This is a genomic window from Arthrobacter sp. GW822-FHT05G07, assembly GCF_058799755.1.
The window spans coordinates 4,465-21,569 of record NZ_JBXALT010000009.1; the positions used below are offsets into that span (position 1 = coordinate 4,465).

The window sequence follows — 17,105 nt, forward strand, 5'->3', positions numbered from 1 at the left end:
GCGACAACGTTCCCGCCAACCAGGTACTCAACACCTTCAGTGGCAGGAATCGTGTACGTGTCGTCCTTCGTCCCATCCACATCCGTAAACGTCACCGGAGCCGGGGTCACCACAAACGGGGTCGCCTTGAACTCATGGGCCCACTCAGAAACGGCACCCTCAGCCAGCACATAATCCGTCAGTGCCTTGGCGGTGACCGTCACCGTCCCGGAACCCGGGTACTTCCCAGCCGCGACAACGTTCCCGCCAACCAGGTACTCAACACCTTCAGTGGCAGGAATCGTGTACGTGTCGTCCTTCGTCCCATCAACATCCGTAAACGTCACCGGAGCCGGGGTCACCACAAACGGGGTCGCCTTGAACTCATGGGCCCACTCAGAAGCCGCACCTTCCGCGAGCACATATTTCTTGAGGGCTCTAGCCGCAACCGTCACCGTCCCAGTGCCCGGGTAAGTACCAGCCGCGACAGCATTTCCGCCAACCAAGTATTCAACCCCGGTCACCTCCGGAATCGTGAAGCTATCGCCTAAAGTTCCGTCTTCATCTGTGAAGAGTACCGGCAATGGGATGACCCAGCTTGGCAAATAGATGTCCAGGGCTGCCGCTGCATCTACCAAGCCCGATCCGCAGCCAGCCGGACATCCACCAGGAAGGGGCCGAGAAGTCGCCTTCAGCCGTCTTTCTAAAGACTCAGGGTTGGTCATGCCACCAAGTTCGGAGAACCACAGAGCCGCGACACCTGCAACATGTGGGGCTGCCATGGATGTTCCCTGCATGAATTCGTAGGCGGGGTCTTCTCTGGTGGTCGCCCCGAAGTTCGATGTCGAAAGGATTCCATTTCGAACGTCAAAACTAATGTCCCCACCGGGAGCTGTGACATCCACGGCGCTACCGTAGTTGGAGTACGGAGCTCTGGCACCGTTCCTTCCACTGGCTGCAACTGTAATCACGTTCTGGCAGTTAGCTGGGCTCGAATCGGCTGCCGGCCTATTGGAATTGCCAGCAGCAACAACTACGGCCGCCCCGGAGTTGTAAGCAAAATTGATCGCGTTTTGGTAGCTGGCGGAGCAGGGGCTAATGCCACCGAGGCTAAGGTTGATGACTCTCGCCGGGTTGGGGTTGATCGGGGCACCAGACACCACACCACCCGCGGCCCATACGATCGAATCGGCGATGTCCGACGTGTACCCGCCGCAGGCGCCCAGAGCACGAAGAGGAAGAATCTTGGCTTCGGGCGCTACGCCCGTTACACCTTTGCCATTCCCGCCGATGGCCGCGACCGTGCCTGCCACGTGAGTTCCGTGCCAAGAAGATACACCTTGTGGGCTGCCCCAATAGCATTGGTTCGCCGAAATCCAGTCGCCTTCGTCTGTCGGATCAGCGTCCCGGCCGTCCCCATCGCGGGCGGCTTGGGAGCTGGAAATCATGTCGTAGCCAGGCAGTACGTTGCCATCGAGTTCAAAATGACTTGTGATGCCTGTGTCCACGACCGCCACCACCACACCTTGACCACGGTTGTACTCCCACGCACCCGGAGCTCTAAGTCCGGCGAAGTCCTCCCACAGATCCCACTGAAGGGAATACAGCCCGTCATTTGGGTCGGCTGCCGTCTGCATAATCGCGTCGGGTTCCGCGTATTCCACGGCCGGATCTGACCTTAGAGCGTCGAGAAAGACCTCAGCCTCATCCGCAGGAAGGGCTTCATCGAGTTTGACGATGTGTCCCCCGGTTGCGCTCTCGCGCAAATTCGTTGCAAGAACGCCTAGCTTTGTTGCAGCCTGACTAACGGCATTGCCTGCCGTTTCCGCAGCCTGTGCTCCCGCGTTGTCTTCTCTCAGTCCAACGATGAACTGGTCGGTAGCAATCTCGAGAGCAGGCTGCATGGCCTGCGTCGTACTGGAAACGATGTCACTCTCGTCGGCGACTGCTGGAAGTGCAGCCAGTCCCCCGCTGAAAAGGAGTGTTGTCACGGCGACGCCGACGGTTCTAAACGATGGCGCGCGGAATCTCTCAAGCATGTTTCTGGGCATCCTAGGGAAGGCGAAAAAGCCAGAGCTGGCTGGTCGCAGGCAACTGGAGATCACCAGCTGACCCCCAGGAGATTGTAAGCAGACTTTTGACTTGCGCTGGATGACCTAACCGTTTATGACACCGTGCAATGGCTGGGTCGTTTGGCTTCCCCCCAAAGCGGGTAACAGTTGACGCATTGAACGCCACATTGAGCAATCCCCACGACTTTTGGGGATTTGCTGTTGCTTTGCTGATGAGGGATGTCATTTAGTTAGCTTTCTGAGGGTTGTCTGGGTGTCGCCGGTGTGTGGGGGTTGCGGTGTTTCGTCGTGGTGTGGCGTGGTTGCTTGCTTTAGTGGTGGTGGTGGCGCCGGGGTTGTTGGTGTTGCCTGCGGCGGTGGCTGCGGATCCGGTGGTGGAGAACGTGGTGTCGTTCTCGGATGTGCCGGCCGGGTCGCAGTTCGCGACGGAGATTTCGTGGTTGGCCGCGTCGGGTATTTCCACGGGCTGGGATGCCGGGTCAGGGGTGCGGCAGTACCGTCCGTTGGAGTCCATTGCCCGGGACGCGATGGCCGCGTTCCTGTACCGGCATGCCGGGTCCCCTGCGTTCACAGCCCCTTCGGCGTCTCCGTTTACTGATGTTCCGGTTGGGGCAGCGTTCTATAAGGAGATCACCTGGCTGGCCTCCAAGGGCATTTCCACCGGCTGGGATGTTGGTGGCGGGAAGCGTGAGTATCGTCCGTTGTCCCCGATTGCCCGTGATGCGATGGCCGCGTTCTTGTACCGGTACGCGGACAAACCAGCCTTCACCGCCCCGATGCTCTCACCGTTTACGGATGTCCCTGCCGGTGGCGGGTTTTATACCGAGATCACCTGGTTGGCGGCGTCCGGTATTTCCACGGGCTGGGATGTGGGTAACGGGGTGCGGGAATACCGGCCGTTGAACGGGATCGCCCGGGATGCGATGGCCGCGTTCCTGTACCGGTACGCAGGACAGAAAGAACCCGCCGACCCTGAGAATCCGGCCGCAGGGACCGTCACGGTAGCCCCGGACGTCGAGATCCTGGAACCGGACCAACTCGAAACCGCACAAGTCACCAGCAACACGGTGGTCCTGCCCTCGGATCAGGCAACGGACATCAAACCCAACGACGTCCTCGTCTCCGGTATCACTACAGGTACCCCGGACGGGTTGCTCGCCCGGGTGGTCCAGGTTGTCCGGGACCCGGGCGGGACCACCCTGGTGAAAACCAAACCCGCCACCGTGCCCGAAGCCGTGGTCTCCACCGGCGGGCTGCTCGAAGTCACCGGCACCCCGGTGAGCTCCGAGTTCATCCCCGCGCCCGACGTCGTGGTTGAACCAGACGCAGCCCCGACGGCAACCAGAACCGGCCCCGCACCCACACCAGATATGGCCCGGCCGTACGCGGCGGCCTCTGCGGAGGTGTTCAACAAGTCCATGGCCTTGACCAGGACCGTCAAGGGTGAGTTCGGCAAACCCGACGCGCCCTTGACCGGTGACGGGTCGGTGACCCTAAAGTCGTCAGTGACGGCCAAGGCCACAGCGAAAATGACATTAGAGACCGCTTTCCTGAGCTTGAAGGAAGTCTCCGTAGTCATCACCCCCTCCATCAAGGCCGAACACTCCCTCACGGTAGAGGGATCATTGAAAGGCCAGGCCACGGCCAAGCTGGGCGAGCTGAACTCCGCGTTCACGTTCATGGCCGGCCCGGTCCCGGTAGTAGTGACCAGCAACGCGACCATGAACGCGAACTTCTCCCTGGACGGAAACGCCGAAGTGGTGTTCTCCTCATCCCAAACCGTCACCAGCAACCACGGATTCAAATACAACAACGGCGCATTCAGCCTGGTCAACGACAAACCCACCACCGCAGGAATCGAAAACGACTACAAAGCCTCCGCCTCACTGACCGCAAGAGCATCCCTGGACTTCGACGCCACCATCAAGCTCTACGGCATTGCCGGGATCACCTTCGGAATGGGGCCGTACGCGACCACCACCATCACCGTCACCACCGCCAGCGGACAGGACCTCACCTGGACCTGCCCCTTGGAACTCGGCGTCGAAGGCCGACTCGGTGTCCTGGCAGGCATCAAAATACTCGGCTTCGACCTCGGCGAATGGAAAGCCACCGCAACCAACACATGGCCCCTCTTCACAGCAAACCCCTGCCAAGGCACCCCGGTCATCAAACCATCCGACCCGGTACCAACCGGGCTCATCGGAGTGGCCGCTGGGATTGAGAGCGCCTTCGCTTTGAAAGCGGACGGGACACTTTGGGCATGGGGTTTCAATGCCTCCGGAAATTTGGGGACAGGCTCCGATGCGTATGCCACTTACGTGCCCGCTCAGGTTTTGGGCCTTCGGAAGGTGACAGCTGTAGCAGCATACGGATACAACGCCTACGCGCTCAAGAGCGACGGATCCGTGTGGGCCTGGGGAAGCAACTATTACGGCCAACTTGGCAACTCAAATGGTGGGCAATATTCATCAGTCCCGCTCGAGGTCCAGGGGTTGAGCAGCGTCAGGAGTATTGCCACTAACGGGAACACAGCCTACGCGTTGCGCTCGGACGGCACTGTGTGGGCATGGGGAAACAACACCAAAGGCCAGCAAGGGCAAGGCCACACTCTGGGGACAGGCCATACGCCCCTTCAGGTGCAGGGTCTTACGGATGTCACCAAGATCTCGGGCGGCGGAAATTCGGGCTACGCGCTCAAAAGCGACGGTTCAGTGTGGGCGTGGGGGTACAACGGGGAGGGCCAGCTTGGCAACGGAACAACCGTCAACTCCTTGGTACCAGTCAGGGTTTCCGGCCTGGACGGCGTGCGGGACATGGTGGGCACCAGCTATGGCGCCCTTGCCCTTCGCAACGATGGAACCGTCTGGGCTTGGGGTCACAACGGGCTTGGCCTGTTGGCGAACGGAACATACCAGGGACATAGCGACGTCCCCGTTCAAATCCCCGGGCTGAGTGGCATCGAAAACATTGGAGCGAACGTCTATAGCGTCTTCGCATCGAACGGGGCAGATGAGTTCTGGGCTTGGGGCAACAACAACTCAGGAGAACTGGGAGATGGTACCCGCAACACCACCAACGTGCCGATTCGCGTGCAGCAGCTAAACGGTGTCCAGTTTGTCACTGGAGGCCTCTACACGTCCTATGCCCTTACCAGCGATGGCAGGTTCTGGTCTTGGGGAGAGAACGGTTTGGGACAGCTAGGAAACGGCACTACTGCAGACTCATACGTTCCGCAGGAAGTTCCGGCCTTCTGATACAGCGTGCATGTAGCTGGTCCGGTGATAGTCAATTAGCCCAGTGATTCGATGCGGGTCCCGTACCACCAGCTGACCGCGGGAATTTGTAAGCTGCCGTCGGCGGTGACGGCCGGACGTCGCCGATTTTGACAGCTTCCGCGACAGTTGCCTCGGACGGGGAGGGACCTAGCCGATGCGCTCAAACACCATGGTCGCCTGAATACGGTCACCGCCTCCGATCACTCCCTTACTCCCGCTGCTGGCAGTGGTTATGGTGTGGAGCCTGTAGCCCTTGGCGGCTTGATCGTTGATGGCCTTTTCCAGGGAGGGAAGGTTGCCCGAACCGGCGCCCCACATTTTCTCTTTCAGGATCACTTGGAGAACGACGTACTGCTGCATCGCGACACTTCCTTCTGTTTCGGGACGGTTGCGTGCAAGGCTACTCGACGCCGGCGGGGAACCTTTGAGGGGTCAGCCCAGTTCGCGCAGCGTGGCGGTCATGTCACCACCCGCATCACCTGTGTTGACCGTACCTTTTGGCTCGAACAGCAGGGCGTGGACTTCGTTTTCAGCCTTGGGGCAGTGCTCGGTCCCCTTGGGGACCACGTAGATGTCGTTCGGCCCGAGCACCACATCGCCGTCGCGGAGCTGAATGGTGAGATTCCCACTGATGACCATGAACAATTCGTCGGTATCGGGATGAGTGTGCCAAACGAATTCACCCTGAATTTTCACAACTTTCACGTCGTAATCGTTGATGCTAGTCAGCCTGTGAGGCTGCCAGTGCGCCGAGATTGAATCAAGGGCGGCATTGATGTTGCGTACCAAATCAGTCATGGATGATCAGCACTTTCTTTCGAGGTCTTTGACGGGAGCCCAACATTTTCACGCGTGCATTCGTGCGCCCTTCACGATCCGGTCAACCACGTTTCGGGGACCGCGGAGGGCAATTCCCACGAGGTCAAGGTCCTGGGCAGCAACCGCCGCCACCGCTGCCCGGTTGGCTTCATCGTGGCCGGTGGAGAAAAGATCTCGCGTGTACAGGGCAATGGGAATCTCCCGAGCAAGAGACCGCTCCCGCGCTGCCGCCAGGAGTTCCTGCCCGGCAGTGAGCACCAGAACGGGCTGGCGAAGCATGGGAAGGTAGCCGTTCCCGTCTCGGTCCTGATACAGCTCCCCCGTCAGACCCGGGGCACTGGTGGCGATGGCACTCATGAGAAATGCTGTGACGTTCAGCTCTTGCCAGGGCAGAAGATCATCAGCGAGGACCACCACCACTTTCGTGTCAAAGCGAACGGTCGCGGAGGAAGGGGAATCAATGACTGCTGTCGAGTTTTCTTGCATGAACCCAAGCATGGCCGCAGGCAGGAATGGCGGTCTTGTACATTTCTTGCATGGGTAACTCAGTGCACGCATGGCATCCGGCCGTGCCTTACGTGCGCGAGGTGCTGCATGCAACGTTCGACGATCACAGGTACCCGTCCCATACTCACGACGACTGGACGGTGCTTCTGATCGACAAAGGGGCAGTGACTTACGACCTCGGCCGCACCGAGCATCAGGCAGTTCCCGCCTCAATCACCCTGCTACCCCCGCATGTCCCGCACGACGGTCGCTCCGCCGTCGGAGGTGAATCATTCCGTAAGCGAGTCCTGTACCTGAGTGAAGACTGGCTGCCCGCCAGAGCAGCAGAGGCGGCAGTGGCGCAACCACTGCTGGTGGATCCGCAGACGGTGGCAACCGTGACTGGCATCCACGCGGCGCTGTCCTTGCCGGCGGATGTGATGGAGGCCGAATGCGGCGTTCTGGCTCTGCGAGAATCGGTCCGCTCCCATTTGGGAACGCCGTCGTCGCCGACGCGGGACGCTCCCCTGGCCCGCAAGCTGCGCGAGATGCTTGATGACCGCCTCTTTGAGTCGTTCACCATTGCCGAAGCAGCTGAATTACTGGGGGCTCATCCGAGCCATTTGGTCCGCGCATTTTCCAAGGCCTACGGCATCGCCCCTTACCGCTACGTCACGGGGCGCCGCGTGGACCGCGCCCGACGTCTGCTGCTCGATGGCCGCCCGGCTTCTGTTGCGGCGGTTGAGGCTGGCTTCCATGACCAGTCGCACCTCACCAGGCATTTCCGTCGTGTTCTGGGTACCACGCCGGGAGCCTTCACGGCCTGACCTTCACGCCGTCGCGGTTGTAGCGGCTAAGACCGGTCGTGAAGCGTCACGTGGTAACCGTCGGGGTCGGCGAAGGTGAACGTGCGGCCGAATGGACCGTCAATGGGGGGGCGGTGACCCCCAGCGTGAGTTCGTCGAAACTGATCTCCTTACAACTCTTATTGTCATGGGTTCTGTGCCGGAGGAGACTTGTGGCGACGGCATCCCATCTGGGGCCGCCCGCGAGGCCACTGAGCTGCGGGGCATCGCAGTACCCAAAAGCGGCTTGGTGGATCGATGAGCTCCATGACACCCCTTGAACTGGCCACTCAGCGATGGCGCTATCTCTTACCCTTGCTGGTTATCGCACTCATTGGATGTCTCGGTGGGTGCGACTCCAAGCCCGACGACGCCTCCCTCCCGTCCGCAAGTTCTTCGACAACGGAGGCTCGCACGGCCCCGGCACAGCCGGACGGTGGCGCCCCTCGAACAGTCCCACTGCTGCCGGAGAGTGGCGATCTCGACGCCGGCACCTACCGCGTCCTCGTCAAGGGCTACCCGGCGCCTTTCGAGATCACCGTCCCAGCCGGTTGGTCGACTGACGACGGCGATGGTGTGGCCAAGGACGACCCGAATCACCCTGATGAATGGGGGGTCTTCGTGGGTTGGTGGCCCGCCGAGTATGTGCCGACGGACTCATGCGCTTGGGACGGCGCGCTCGTCAAGATCGATCCGTCAGTTAAGGACTTCGTTGACGCGTTGACGGCGCAGACGTCAACAGCGAGCACCCCTCCCGTCAAGGTCAAGGTGGGTGATTACTCCGGCTTCGAGTTCGACCACTTCGTCAAGGGCGACGTGGACATCGCAGCCTGCGACCGCGGCAAGTTCTGCATCCACTCTGAATTCTCAAACGAATGCACACGCTGGTACTCGAGCGCCGCTGAGCGCGAAACCTACCGGGTGATGGACTTGAACGGCAAGCGCGCTGTGAGCTGGGTGGTCCAATTCCACGAATCGATCAATCCGGAGCTGACGAGAGAGGCACGCGCCGTTTTCGACTCGATCGTGTTCAGTCCCGGCAACTGATCAGGTGATGCGGTAGATCGGAGCGCATCGCGATTCTATGTCTCACCCAGGCCATTCCTCGTGGCTCCAGCGAGCCAGCGCATTAATCGCCTCCCGCAAGGCGAGCCCCCTATCGGTCAGCGCGTAGGCCCGCGTGTTGTGCCGGAGGGGCAGGCGGGACAGTACGCCAGCGGCCTCGAGCTCGCGCAGTCGGGTCGCGAGAATGTTGGTCGGCACTCCGAGGTCGCGCTGCAGATCGCCGTAGCGCTGTGGCCCGTCGAGCAGCCGCTCCACGATGAGCAGGGCCCACCGCGCTCCGACGATGTCGAGGGCCGCGGCGAGGCTGCTCACGCGGTCGGATCGACGTCCGGCTTCATCCAAAACGGCGAGTAGTGGTAGCCGTCGGGGTCATCGAATTGGCGCTGGTACATGAAGGGGTAGTCGTCGGTGTCACCGATCCGGCCGCCGGCGGCACCGGCGCGTTCGATGAGCTCATCGACCGCTTCTCGGCTGCCGAGGTCGAAGGAAACCGTGACCTTCGAGGGGGTGTCGGGTCCGCCGACCAGTTCCTCGGCGCCTCCGACGCTCGCGTACATCTCGCGACTGCCGAGCATGACGTACTGCTCGGGTGCGATCGCGAAGCATGACACGTTGTGATCGGACATCTCGGTGTTAAGGGTCCAGCCGAGGGCGGTATAGAAAGCGGTCGCGCGCTCGACGCTGTCAACAGGGCAAGTGATGAAGAGGCTCATGCGGCCCATACTTGCAAAATGCAAGTGCGGCGTCAATGGTTGTTCGCGCACAATGTGCCCTGCGCGTCCTGCACGCCAGGCCGGAGGCTCGTGGTCTCTCCTGTTAACCGAATGACTTGTATTAGTGGTGGATCACGAGACTGGGAAAAACAGGGTGCGCTGGCGCTGCATGTCGTGCTCGAGTTGCGCGACTGACCGCACCTCGGCAATTGCGGATGTGATCTCGTCTCGGACGGCGTCGACGTTTCTGTGCTGGTTTCCCATCATCCAAGCGTACGGAGTTGGAAGACATACAACAGAGGCCACGGCCCGAAGGCTCGTGGTCTCTGCTGTTCGCTCTAGAGATGGGATGTGAGAGAGGGACCCGCCCAAACCCGCGGGATGTGAGAGAGGGACCCGCCCAAACCCGCGGGATGTGAGAGAGGGACCCGCCCAAACCCTAGGGATGTGAGAGAGGGTTACATGTCTGCGAGCGCGCCGCCAGGGTTCTCGATCGCGTCGGCAACGTACCGGAGGAAGCCGGCCGCGGTTTCGCCGTCGCACACGCGGTGGTCGAAGGCGAGGGTCAGCTCGGTGACCTTGCGAACGGCAAGCTCGCCGTTGACTACCCAGGGCTTGTCGATGATGCGGCCCACGCCCAGCATCGCTACCTCGGGATAGTTGATGATCGCGGCCGAGCCGTCCACGCCGAACACACCATAGTTGTTCAGCGTGAACGTGCCTGAGCCCAGTTCCGTGGGGGTCGCCTTTCCGTCACGTGCGACGGCGGTGAGTCGGCGGATCTCTGCGTCCAGTTCGCGGGCACTCAGCTGGTGCGCGTTCCGTACGGACGGGACCACGAGCCCGCGGTCGGTTTGGGCGGCGAAGCCGAGGTTGATTCCTTCAAACCCGACGATCTCCTGAGAGCCGTCCCCCGCGGTTTCAAAGCGAGTGTTCAGAGCCGGGTACTTTTTTAACCCAGCCGTGACAAAACGGGCGATGAAGGCCAGCAGACCGGGGGTATCGTGCGGTGCGCGCTTCTTGAGATCGGCCCGCATGTCCAGCAGCGCGGTTGCATCGACGTCCACCCAAACGGTGGCTTCAGGGATTTCCGAGCGGCTGCGGGTCATGTTCGCGGCCACGGCCTTGCGGACTCCACGGACGGGCGTCCGCGCAGAGACAGACAAACCGGTACGGCTATCAACGGCACCCGCAGAAGCAGGAGCAGAAAGGGGAGCAGCAGGAATGGCAGCAACAGAAGGCTCAGCAGCAACCGAGGGCGAAGCAATAACAGCCTCCACGTCCCTGCGCATGATCAGTCCGCTGGCACCCGAGCCCTCAATAGCGTCGAGGGAAACACCGTGGTCGCGTGCCATTTTGCGGACAAGCGGAGAGATGACGGCACTGAGCTTGCCCGGGATGCGCGTTCCGGCCACAGCCGGCTCCATCTCTGGCACAGCAGCAGGCTCAGCAACAGCAGAAGCAACAACAGAAGCACTCGCCTTCCGCGGTCGGGTCCGGCCACCGGTGGCTCCCCCGGGCGTACCGTAACCAATCAGCACATTGCCCGAGCCTGCCTTTTCCTCGGTCCGGTACGTCTCGGCAGCAGCTTCCACGGCGGACGAAACGTCAAGACCCGAGGACACCGGCGATGGATCCACAGAACCAGCCGGAGCAGGAACAGGCGCGGCAGCGGGCGAACTCGCCGCAGAACCAGCGCGAGCGATCGAGATCAGCGGCTTGCCGACGTCGAGCGTTTGACCTGCTTCGCCGTGCAACTCGGCGACGGTGCCGGCGTAAGGCGAGGGCACCTCAACCATGGACTTGGCGGTCTCAACCTCGGCGATGGGCTGGTCAACTACGATCTCGTCACCCACGGCAACGAGCCAGTTCACCAGTTCGGCCTCGGTAAGGCCCTCCCCAAGATCGGGCAGTTTGAAGACCTGCATATCTGAACTCATGGTCAGTCCTCCCATTGAAGGTCGTCGACGGCGTCGAGGATGCGGTCGACGCTCGGCAAGTAGTAGTGCTCCAGCTTGGGAGACGGGAACGGGACATCGAAGCCGGTCACTCGAAGGACGGGCGCGGCGAGGTAGTGGAACGCGCGTTCCTGGACGCGGGCCACGATCTCGGAGGACACGGACGCGAATCCGTGCGCTTCGGCGATCACGACGGCGCGTCCCGTCTTGCGTACGGACGCGCAGACGGTTTCGTCGTCGAAGGGGACCAGGGTGCGGACGTCGATGACTTCGAGTGAGCGGCCCTCTTCGGCGGCGGCAGCGGCAGCGGCGAGCGCGGTGGGGACGGACGGGCCGTAGGCGATGAGCGTCGCGTCCGTGCCGGGACGGGCAACAGCTGCGCGGCCCTCGGTGGAGGTGCCGGCGTCGTGCTCTGCTCGCAGGGCACCCAAGTCCACCTGGTCCTTGGACCAGTAGAGCTTCTTGGGTTCCATGAACATGACGGGGTCGTCGGAGTCGATGGCTTCGCGGAGCATGCGGTAGCCGTCGGCCACGGTGGCCGGGGTGTAGACCTTCAGACCGGCGGTGTGGGCGTAGTAGGACTCGGAGGAGTCGCAGTGGTGCTCTACTCCCCCGATGCCGCCGGCGTAGGGAACACGGATGACCATGGGCATTTTGAGCTTGCCCTTGGTGCGGTTGTGCATTTTGGCTACGTGGCTGACGATCTGTTCGAAGGCGGGGTAGGCGAAGGCGTCGAACTGCATTTCGATGACGGGTCGCATGCCGTTGATGGCCATTCCTACGGCCATGCCGACGATGCCGGATTCTGCCAGCGGGGTGTCGAAGCAGCGCTGTTCGCCGAACTCGGCCATGAGGCCATCGGTGATGCGGAAGACGCCGCCCAGCATGCCGACGTCCTCGCCGAATACCAGGACGGACGGGTCATTGCGCATGGCGTCGGCCATGGCGGTGTTCAGTGCCTTGGCCATGGTGAGGCTCTGCGGGCCGGTGGCTTCAGCAGTGGCCGCGGCGGAAGCGGCGGCGCTGGCGGTGGCTGCGCTGACGTTGGCTGTGGTGGTGCCGTTGGCACTAGTGGTGACGGTCATTTTGCGCTCTCCGTTCCGGTGTTGGCGCTTTCGGCGCGGGCGAGTTCGCCGGCGAGCATCTCGGACTGCTCTTTCAGCTGCGGGGTTTGCTTGGCGAAGACGTACTTGAAGAGGTCCAGCGGCTGCACCGGAACCTCCTCCCCCAGGCCTTCACGAAGCTGGGTGGCCACGGCTTCGGCATGCGCAGCGATCCGCTCATTGGCGGAATCGTCCAGCAGTCCCTTATCCGTGAGGTATGACTTCATGCGCGTCAGCGGATCCTTGGCCTGCCATTCGGCAACTTCGCTGTCCGGACGGTAGCGGGTGGCGTCGTCGGCGTTGGTGTGGGCTTGCATGCGATAGGTGTGGGCTTCGATCAGGAGCGGGCCGGATCCTTCGCGGGCCAGCTTCACGGCCCGGTCCATCACGGCGAGCAGTGCGACGAGGTCGTTGCCGTCAACGCGCTCACCGGCCATGCCGTAGCCAACAGCCTTGTGGGCCAGCGACGGCGCCACGGACTGGTGGCTGAGCGGTACGGAGATGGCGTACTTGTTGTTCTGCACGAAGAAGATGACGGGCAGGTGGAAGACTGCGGCGAAGTTCAGTGCCTCGTGGAAGTCGCCTTCGCTCGTGGCGCCGTCGCCGCACATGGCCATCACTACGGTGTTTTCACCGCGGAGCTTGGCAGCGTGCGCGACGCCGACGGCGTGGAGCAGCTGGGTGGTCAGCGGGGTGCATTGGATGCCCACGTTGTGCGCGCTGGGGTCGTACCCGCCGTGCCAGTCGCCGCGGAAGATGGTCATCACCTCAACGGGGTCCACCCCGCGGGTCATGACGGCGACGGCGTCGCGGTAGGTGGGGAACAGCCAGTCACCTTCGCTGAGGCACATGGCAGCTGCAACCTGGCAGGCTTCCTGGCCGTGGCTTGAGGGGTAGACGGCCATGCGGCCTTGCCGGACCAGCGCAGAGTTCTGATCGTTGACGCGGCGTCCGACGACGAGCTGCTCGTAAGCGGCCATCAGTTCAGAATCGCCGGGTGTGGGGTATTCGTGGCCGGGTTCGCTGCCTTGCTCGTCATGGGAGCGGAGGGTGCCGTCCGGGTTCACCATTTGGATCTGGTGCCGGGCGGGGAGCATGTAGTCCTCAACGCTGATGCCGAATTTTGTCCGAACGTCAGCAGCTTGGTCCTCTACAGCCGTTTCCGGCGCAGAGTGATCTGCGTGGATCGTCATTGGTCCGTCCTTCTCTAGCCACTATGTGCTTCCAGTATGTTCCCCGGCTCTGTTTCGTATCCAGCTTTCCGCCGAATCATGGAAGCCCTTGCCTAAACTGGGTATTCTGAAAGACGAATTGCAATTGTGAGCTGGGTAACGTGCCTGTGTTGTAGACGAATTGGAGAGCCAGTGAGCGAGGCCGAGGCGGAGCAGACCGCCGTACCGCTGGACAGCGTGGACCGGGACATCATCCGCGAGCTGACCACCGACGGGCGCATGTCTATCACGCAGGTGGCGGAGAACGTCCACATCAGCCGCGCCCACGCGTACACCCGGATCGCCCGGCTCACGGGCGAGGGCGTGCTGACCAAGTTCACGGCGCTAGTGGATCCCATCAAGGCGGGCCTTCGGTCCTCTGCCTACGTGACGTTGAAGGTTCAGCAGCACTCCTGGCGCGAATTGAAGGAACAGCTGCGGGCCATCCCCGAGATTCACCACATCGCTTTGGTGGGCGGCGACTTCGACGTCATCCTCCTGGTCCGCGCCACAGACAACATCCACCTCCGACGCGTCATCTTCGATCAACTGCAGTCCATGGACGGGATCCTGGACACCCAAACGTTCCTGGTGTTCGAGGACGTCGATACCCGGTGACCTTCAAGCGAAAGCTCGCCTGGGCGCTGGTGGCTTGCGTCCTGGCGGGTGTCCTGTGGCTGGTCGCTGCCTTCCAGCTCTTCCACAACCCGCCCCACGCCACTCCCCAGAAGACCGATGCGATTGTGGTGCTGGGCGGCATGAGCAACGAACGGCTCCCAGTGGGCCTCGCCTTGCGGGAGCAGTTGGGCATCCAGGACATGGTGGTTGTCACCACCGGGCTGCCAGCCAACGTCGGCTCGGACAAGTTTTGTGAAGAGCACGACGGCGTCACTCACCTGGACTGCTTCCGTCCGGACCCGCTGAACACCAGAGGCGAAGCGTTGCAGCTCCGGGACCTTGCGGCAGAACACGGATGGACGTCGGTGACCGTGGTGACCTCCGACTATCACGTCCAGCGGGCCGGCACCCTGATGAAGCAGTGCATCGCTGCCGACGTTCATATGGTGGGTACGGAGCCGGAGCTCTCCCCCGCGGCTTGGGTGTGGCGATTCGTGGTGGAAACGGGTGGTCTGTTGGATGTGTGGGTGCGGCCGGAATGCTGAGTGGGCTGGGATGGCCATCCGGCCGGGACATCATGGCCAGCATCATGAGCGGGCTCGACTCCTACTTTTCGCTAGGCAAGCCGGACGTGGTGATCGTACGAGGCGACACCACCACCTCTACTGCATGGGCAATCGCCTGTTTCTACCACGGCGAACCATTGATCCAGGTAGTACCAGCCTCCGAAGACCACCAGCCAAATCACTTTCCTGCGGTTGACGCCCGAGCACCAGCCGAGCAAGCCTGCTAGCCGCAGGTGTGGCCGCTGAGGACATCGTGGCGACAAGCAATTCGGGCTAATGACACTTGTTGACCAACGTGCACCAGCATTTCCGTTCTCGGATACTTGGCTGGAGTCGCTCGCAGGACGGATACAACGCGTCGCTTCAGCGTCGCTGGCGATTGCTTCCAAAGTTGCAAGTTCATGACAACGGTGCCCGAGATTTAGCCTGCCGTCGCCGAGCATCCCTCCCCAGCCAGATCAACACTCCCGGCGACTCGCTTAGGCGAGCGCTATCACTACAAAGAACGCTGTAACAAGCGACAGGCCAACCAAACCAACGAGAACTACTAGCCGCAGTTGCCGGTGCTTGGCTTGCCGCCGCGTCTCTTTACTGAGGCTCATGAACCGAGGATGCGACATGAGACCGACTCTAGTTGTCCTCCATAAGTCAGAGATTTCCTGCGCATCACAACCAGAGCCATTTGGGTAAATTCTTGGTTTCCGAGGCTAGTTGTCATCTCACTCCGTCCACACGATGTTCGTCTAAACGCTCGAACAGCGTGCGACGGTGAGGTCACATACGGCCTCTGCCCACTTGGGGAAAGAGAAAAGCAATCCGCAGCACAGGTAGAATCCAAGACATGACACAAGCCGTGGCGGGGGATGCACGACGCGCAATCTCGAGAGATACGGGTCGAAGGGGAAGGAACCAACTGCAGCAGAGCTCAAGGACGAAGGTTCCAACTCTGCTGACCCTCGGCGTGGCTTGGTTACTAATCGTTGATTCTCTTACTCGAGTAAGCGCCGGGCCGCTAAGCTTATCGGGGGCACTAACTCTGGCGACTGCACTGCTCTGCGCCTTCCTATCACCAATCATCATTCTCGGCCGCACTTCTCAAAAGAGCGGCAGTGGCAGAGCCACAATTCCGTGGCCGCTAACCGCCTTCGTTGTGGTTGCCCTCATTGCACTGGCGATGGAGCCGTCCGCAGAAGGCCTGCAGAACGTTGCCGTTTATACTATCTTTGTCGCAAGTGCGGGCCTCACGTCGGTGCAGGTTAGCCGAGCGGGAGCGCAGGCAATCGGCCACAGGATGCGGCTAGTGGGTTTGATAGTCACGTGCGCCTTCATAGTTACCAATTTGGCGGGTTTTCGGCTATTTAGTGAGAGAGCTTTCGGCCTAGTCGGACTCATTTTCTTGGCTGTGCTTATTCCCAACACACCCCGAAGAAAAATCGTACGCCTTGCACCGTTCCTCGTAGCGGGCGCGATAGCTCTCAGCCTGTCGAGAACAGCAACAGTTATCGCCATTGCAATGCTCATGTTCCTTGCATTGCGGGCTAGGAAGGGCTTGAAGTTATTGGCTTCACTGGGAATGGCCGTCGCGGCCGGTGGTCTCGCGTACTGGCTCTTCAACTTCTATGAACCTTTTCGAGAACGTTTCTTGGAAGGCGACGGCGGGGCTACAGTCGGTGGGGTCGAACTGAATACGTCTGGCCGTGCTGTCCTATGGGATATTACGTACAAGTCATCCCAGGAAGCGCCTGTCTTCGGGCATGGCCCAGGTTCCGCCTCAGCCCTCATAACACCGCTATTTCGCAACATTGGTCATCCGCACAACGAGTACTTGAGAATACTGCACGATTTCGGTTGGGTCGGACTAGTTCTCTTCGGGCTCGGTATGGTTATGCTACTGACGCGCATCGCGGCCCGAATAAGGCGCTCCGGAGACCCAATCCACTGGTCGGCACTACTCTCCTTGGTGGCAGTCCTGTCAGCCGCCATCACCGACAATGTGATCGTTTACCCCTTCATCATGCTGCCGCTTGGTTTGATTATCGGGGCGTCTCTGGGCCTACCTCTAGAACCAGAAAGTGAGCCGGAACCGTCTCACGGCGTCGGAAGTCCGAGAATAGAAGACGCTAGGCGGAACACGATTTCCGGGACTCCACGCGCCCGGAACTAGGCTTGTACGGCAGCAACGATGCGGGACATCTTCCTGAACTGCGAACAGCGTGATGTCGCCCCGCTCAAATCCTTTTGGGCTGTCCCCGCACGTTACTGGAGCACGATTCTTTACGTGATGTCGGCTGGACTCAGTGCAGGCCTTCTGCAGGAACGTCTGCCGCCCGCCATGCTGTCGAGAAACAGGGCCTGCATGCTCACACAAAGGCCCGCCTTCCATACGGACGGC

General features: G+C 61.3%; 16 protein-coding genes and 1 pseudogene. 7 read left to right on the top strand and 10 right to left on the bottom strand.

All coding sequences use genetic code 11. The features are described 5' to 3' along the window. A partial coding sequence (locus tag AC1RJY_RS15865) for a S8 family serine peptidase (protein ID WP_498602685.1) occupies window positions 1–2,084 on the bottom strand: 2,084 nt, incomplete at its 3' end. 245 nt (window positions 2,085–2,329) lie between these two features. Between AC1RJY_RS15865 and AC1RJY_RS15870 the strand changes: the two genes are divergently transcribed. Further along, the gene (locus tag AC1RJY_RS15870) at window positions 2,330–5,308 is read left to right on the top strand and encodes an RCC1 domain-containing protein (protein ID WP_498602686.1); all 2,979 of its coding nucleotides are present in this window, start codon (window positions 2,330–2,332) and stop codon (window positions 5,306–5,308) included. A 168-nt stretch (window positions 5,309–5,476) separates the two neighbouring features. Here AC1RJY_RS15870 and AC1RJY_RS15875 read toward each other — a convergent pair whose 3' ends face one another. The 3 genes from AC1RJY_RS15875 to AC1RJY_RS15885 all read right to left on the bottom strand — a co-directional run bounded on the left by AC1RJY_RS15875 (window position 5,477) and on the right by AC1RJY_RS15885 (window position 6,646). After that, a complete protein-coding gene (locus AC1RJY_RS15875; RefSeq protein ID WP_011775776.1) occupies window positions 5,477–5,689 on the bottom strand; it encodes a DUF4177 domain-containing protein in 213 nt (70 codons plus the stop codon). A 72-nt stretch (window positions 5,690–5,761) separates the two neighbouring features. Beyond that, window positions 5,762–6,127, bottom strand: coding sequence for a cupin domain-containing protein (locus AC1RJY_RS15880; RefSeq protein ID WP_210063465.1), 366 nt, complete (start codon window positions 6,125–6,127; stop codon window positions 5,762–5,764). A gap of 48 nt (window positions 6,128–6,175) precedes the next feature. Further along, complete coding sequence (locus tag AC1RJY_RS15885) at window positions 6,176–6,646, bottom strand: DUF2000 family protein (protein WP_498602687.1); 471 nt, start codon at window positions 6,644–6,646, stop codon at window positions 6,176–6,178. 38 nt (window positions 6,647–6,684) lie between these two features. Between AC1RJY_RS15885 and AC1RJY_RS15890 the strand changes: the two genes are divergently transcribed. Continuing rightward, on the top strand, window positions 6,685–7,461 hold the full coding sequence (locus AC1RJY_RS15890; protein ID WP_498602688.1) for a helix-turn-helix transcriptional regulator: 777 nt from the start codon (window positions 6,685–6,687) through the stop codon (window positions 7,459–7,461). A 26-nt stretch (window positions 7,462–7,487) separates the two neighbouring features. Here AC1RJY_RS15890 and AC1RJY_RS15895 read toward each other — a convergent pair. Next, window positions 7,488–7,568 (bottom strand): annotated as a pseudogene (locus AC1RJY_RS15895) (VOC family protein); the annotation flags it as partial. Window positions 7,569–7,737: 169 nt separating this feature from the next. On the opposite strand from AC1RJY_RS15895, the gene AC1RJY_RS15900 reads away from it, so the two are divergent. Then, window positions 7,738–8,526 (top strand): hypothetical protein, encoded by a 789-nt coding sequence (locus tag AC1RJY_RS15900; protein WP_498602689.1) that lies wholly within the window; start codon window positions 7,738–7,740, stop codon window positions 8,524–8,526. Window positions 8,527–8,568: 42 nt separating this feature from the next. Here the strand turns inward: AC1RJY_RS15900 and AC1RJY_RS15905 are convergent, their stop codons facing one another. The 5 genes from AC1RJY_RS15905 to pdhA all read right to left on the bottom strand — a co-directional run bounded on the left by AC1RJY_RS15905 (window position 8,569) and on the right by pdhA (window position 13,511). Continuing rightward, complete coding sequence (locus AC1RJY_RS15905; RefSeq protein WP_498602690.1) at window positions 8,569–8,856, bottom strand: winged helix-turn-helix transcriptional regulator; 288 nt, start codon at window positions 8,854–8,856, stop codon at window positions 8,569–8,571. After that, on the bottom strand, window positions 8,853–9,257 hold the full coding sequence (locus AC1RJY_RS15910; RefSeq protein ID WP_043806617.1) for a VOC family protein: 405 nt from the start codon (window positions 9,255–9,257) through the stop codon (window positions 8,853–8,855). Before AC1RJY_RS15910 ends, AC1RJY_RS15905 begins: the two co-directional genes overlap by 4 nt. 458 nt (window positions 9,258–9,715) lie before the next feature. Continuing rightward, on the bottom strand, window positions 9,716–11,197 hold the full coding sequence (locus AC1RJY_RS15915) for a dihydrolipoamide acetyltransferase family protein (protein WP_498602691.1): 1,482 nt from the start codon (window positions 11,195–11,197) through the stop codon (window positions 9,716–9,718). 2 nt (window positions 11,198–11,199) lie between these two features. Then, window positions 11,200–12,300: an alpha-ketoacid dehydrogenase subunit beta gene (locus tag AC1RJY_RS15920; RefSeq protein WP_498602692.1), complete on the bottom strand. Its 1,101-nt coding sequence runs from the start codon at window positions 12,298–12,300 to the stop codon at window positions 11,200–11,202. After that, on the bottom strand, window positions 12,297–13,511 hold the full coding sequence (gene pdhA, locus AC1RJY_RS15925; RefSeq protein ID WP_498602693.1) for a pyruvate dehydrogenase (acetyl-transferring) E1 component subunit alpha: 1,215 nt from the start codon (window positions 13,509–13,511) through the stop codon (window positions 12,297–12,299). Before pdhA ends, AC1RJY_RS15920 begins: the two co-directional genes overlap by 4 nt. Window positions 13,512–13,682: 171 nt before the next feature. Here pdhA and AC1RJY_RS15930 point away from each other — a divergent pair, with 171 nt between their 5' ends. The 4 genes from AC1RJY_RS15930 (at window position 13,683) to AC1RJY_RS15945 (ending at window position 16,877) form a co-directional block, all read left to right on the top strand. Beyond that, window positions 13,683–14,147 carry an Lrp/AsnC family transcriptional regulator gene (locus AC1RJY_RS15930; protein ID WP_014922530.1) on the top strand — a complete coding sequence of 155 codons (465 nt, stop codon included), beginning with the start codon at window positions 13,683–13,685 and terminating at the stop codon, window positions 14,145–14,147. Next, on the top strand, window positions 14,144–14,692 hold the full coding sequence (locus AC1RJY_RS15935) for a YdcF family protein (protein WP_498602694.1): 549 nt from the start codon (window positions 14,144–14,146) through the stop codon (window positions 14,690–14,692). The genes AC1RJY_RS15930 and AC1RJY_RS15935 overlap by 4 nt, the downstream gene beginning before the upstream one ends. After that, window positions 14,686–14,940 (top strand): UDP-N-acetylglucosamine 2-epimerase, encoded by a 255-nt coding sequence (locus AC1RJY_RS15940; RefSeq protein ID WP_043470569.1) that lies wholly within the window; start codon window positions 14,686–14,688, stop codon window positions 14,938–14,940. The genes AC1RJY_RS15935 and AC1RJY_RS15940 overlap by 7 nt, the downstream gene beginning before the upstream one ends. A 614-nt stretch (window positions 14,941–15,554) precedes the next feature. Further along, complete coding sequence (locus AC1RJY_RS15945; protein WP_014922533.1) at window positions 15,555–16,877, top strand: O-antigen ligase family protein; 1,323 nt, start codon at window positions 15,555–15,557, stop codon at window positions 16,875–16,877. The last annotated feature ends 228 nt before the right edge of the window (window positions 16,878–17,105 follow it).